The 2,573-nt window shown below is 52.7% G+C and carries 1 protein-coding gene; it reads left to right on the forward strand.

The window, feature by feature from the left end; translation table 11 throughout:
- Positions 1-744 precede the first annotated feature (744 nt).
- Positions 745-1,536 (forward strand): ANT(3'')-Ia family aminoglycoside nucleotidyltransferase AadA1, encoded by a 792-nt coding sequence (gene aadA1 / locus SSP29_RS51265; RefSeq protein WP_001206316.1) that lies wholly within the window; start codon positions 745-747, stop codon positions 1,534-1,536.
- Positions 1,537-2,573: the final 1,037 nt, after the last annotated feature.

Here is a 2,573-nt window from a genome sequence, read left to right on the forward strand (position 1 = left end):
ACTAGTATGGCCCGGGGGATCCGGCGCGCCTAGGCCTTGACGGCCTTCACTCAATTCGCCCTATAGTGAGTCGTATTACGTCGCGCTCACTGGCCGTCGTTTTACAACGTCGTGACTGGGAAAACCCTGGCGTTACCCAACTTAATCGCCTTGCAGCACATCCCCCTTTCGCCAGCTGGCGTAATAGCGAAGAGGCCCGCACCGAAACGCCCTTCCCAACAGTTGCGCAGCCTGAATGGCGAATGGGAGCGCCCTGTAGCGGCCACTCAACCCTATCTCGGTCTATTCTTTTGATTTATAAGGGATTTTGCCGATTTCGGCCTATTGGTTAAAAAATGAGCTGATTTAACAAAAATTTAACGCGAATTTTAACAAAATATTAACGCTTACAATTTAGGTGGCACTTTTCGGGGAAATGTGCGCGGAACCCCTATTTGTTTATTTTTCTAAATACATTCAAATATGTATCCGCTCATGAGACAATAACCCTGATAAATGCTTCAATAATATTGAAAAAGGAAGAGTATGCGTAGCCGTAATTGGAGCCGTACCCTGACCGAACGTAGCGGCGGTAATGGTGCGGTGGCGGTGTTTATGGCGTGCTATGATTGCTTTTTTGGCGTGCAGAGCATGCCGCGTGCGAGCAAACAGCAGGCGCGTTATGCGGTGGGCCGTTGCCTGATGCTGTGGAGCAGCAACGATGTGACCCAGCAGGGCAGCCGTCCGAAAACCAAACTGAACATTATGCGTGAAGCGGTGATTGCGGAAGTGAGCACCCAGCTGTCTGAAGTGGTGGGCGTGATTGAACGTCATCTGGAACCGACCCTGCTGGCCGTGCATCTGTATGGCAGCGCGGTGGATGGCGGCCTGAAACCGCATAGCGATATTGATCTGCTGGTGACCGTGACCGTGCGTCTGGATGAAACCACCCGTCGTGCGCTGATTAACGATCTGCTGGAAACCAGCGCGAGCCCGGGTGAAAGCGAAATTCTGCGTGCGGTGGAAGTGACCATCGTGGTGCATGATGACATTATTCCGTGGCGTTATCCGGCGAAACGTGAGCTGCAGTTTGGCGAATGGCAGCGTAACGATATTCTGGCCGGCATTTTTGAACCGGCGACCATTGATATCGATCTGGCCATTCTGCTGACCAAAGCGCGTGAACATAGCGTGGCGCTGGTTGGTCCGGCAGCGGAAGAACTGTTTGATCCGGTGCCGGAACAGGACCTGTTTGAAGCGCTGAACGAAACCCTGACCCTGTGGAACAGCCCGCCGGATTGGGCGGGTGATGAACGCAACGTGGTGCTGACCCTGAGCCGTATTTGGTATAGCGCGGTGACCGGCAAAATTGCGCCGAAAGATGTGGCGGCGGATTGGGCCATGGAACGTCTGCCGGCGCAGTATCAGCCGGTGATTCTGGAAGCGCGTCAGGCGTATCTGGGCCAGGAAGAAGATCGTCTGGCCAGCCGTGCGGATCAGCTGGAAGAATTTGTGCATTACGTGAAAGGCGAAATTACCAAAGTGGTGGGTAAATAATAACTGTCAGACCAAGTTTACTCATATATACTTTAGATTGATTTAAAACTTCATTTTTAATTTAAAAGGATCTAGGTGAAGATCCTTTTTGATAATCTCATGACCAAAATCCCTTAACGTGAGTTTTCGTTCCACTGAGCGTCAGACCCCGTAGAAAAGATCAAAGGATCTTCTTGAGATCCTTTTTTTCTGCGCGTAATCTGCTGCTTGCAAACAAAAAAACCACCGCTACCAGCGGTGGTTTGTTTGCCGGATCAAGAGCTACCAACTCTTTTTCCGAAGGTAACTGGCTTCAGCAGAGCGCAGATACCAAATACTGTTCTTCTAGTGTAGCCGTAGTTAGGCCACCACTTCAAGAACTCTGTAGCACCGCCTACATACCTCGCTCTGCTAATCCTGTTACCAGTGGCTGCTGCCAGTGGCGATAAGTCGTGTCTTACCGGGTTGGACTCAAGACGATAGTTACCGGATAAGGCGCAGCGGTCGGGCTGAACGGGGGGTTCGTGCACACAGCCCAGCTTGGAGCGAACGACCTACACCGAACTGAGATACCTACAGCGTGAGCTATGAGAAAGCGCCACGCTTCCCGAAGGGAGAAAGGCGGACAGGTATCCGGTAAGCGGCAGGGTCGGAACAGGAGAGCGCACGAGGGAGCTTCCAGGGGGAAACGCCTGGTATCTTTATAGTCCTGTCGGGTTTCGCCACCTCTGACTTGAGCGTCGATTTTTGTGATGCTCGTCAGGGGGGCGGAGCCTATGGAAAAACGCCAGCAACGCGGCCTTTTTACGGTTCCTGGCCTTTTGCTGGCCTTTTGCTCATTAGGCACCCCAGGCTTTACCCGAACGACCGAGCGCAGCGAGTCAGTGAGCGAGGAAGCGGAGAGCGCCCAATACGCAAGGAAACAGCTATGACCATGTTAATGCAGCTGGCACGACAGGTTTCCCGACTGGAAAGCGGGCAGTGAAGTGAAGGCCCATGAGGCCAGTTAATTAAGCGGCCGCGATATCCTGCAGATGCATCCAGTACTAGTATGGCCC

It is taken from the genome of Streptomyces hyaluromycini (assembly GCF_002217755.1).
Lineage (GTDB): Bacteria > Actinomycetota > Actinomycetes > Streptomycetales > Streptomycetaceae > Streptomyces > Streptomyces hyaluromycini.